The sequence below is a fragment of the Psychrobacter pasteurii genome (assembly GCF_900162815.1).
Lineage (GTDB): Bacteria > Pseudomonadota > Gammaproteobacteria > Pseudomonadales > Moraxellaceae > Psychrobacter > Psychrobacter pasteurii.
In genome coordinates, this window is the sequence record NZ_FUGD01000186.1 from 1 (window position 1) to 535 (window position 535).

The window sequence follows — 535 nt, forward strand, 5'->3', positions numbered from 1 at the left end:
GCAAGGACATACTGGAGCTGCCACAGCTAAGAAGTTTAATGTAAACCCACAATTTGTACATAAATGGGTGAAGCAATATCAAAGCGGTGGTATAGATGCGATAAAGCCAAAGACAAGCAAAACCTACTATAGTCGTGAGTTTAAACACAAAGTATTAACTACCATGCTAGAGCAAGATTTAAGCCAATCACAGGTCGCACTTAAATTTAACATCAGCTCACCGGCATTAATCAGTCACTGGCACAAAGCATATCGGCTACAAGGCTTGTCTGGACTCACTTCTAAACGTCAAGGTAGAACCGCCATGAGTAAACCCTATATCACAGCCAAGCCAGATGATGAAAAGACACTAGCGGAGCTTAAGCGTGAAAATGAATATCTTCGTGCGGAGGTTGCCTATCTAAAAAAGCTGGATGCCTTGCTCACTTGCTCAGGAAGCAGGAACAAGCAAGCAAAAAGCAAGGCTCATCGAAGGACTAAGGCAAGATTATCCTTTATCAGCTTTGCTAGACATCGCCAAGATGCCTAAAAGCGT

At 43.0% G+C, this 535-nt stretch carries 1 protein-coding gene; it reads left to right on the forward strand.

Annotated features, from left to right (window positions below):
- A partial coding sequence (locus tag A1232T_RS13230) for a helix-turn-helix domain-containing protein (protein ID WP_244152479.1) occupies positions 1-529 on the forward strand: 529 nt, incomplete at its 5' end.
- Between the last annotated feature and the right edge of the window lie 6 nt (positions 530-535).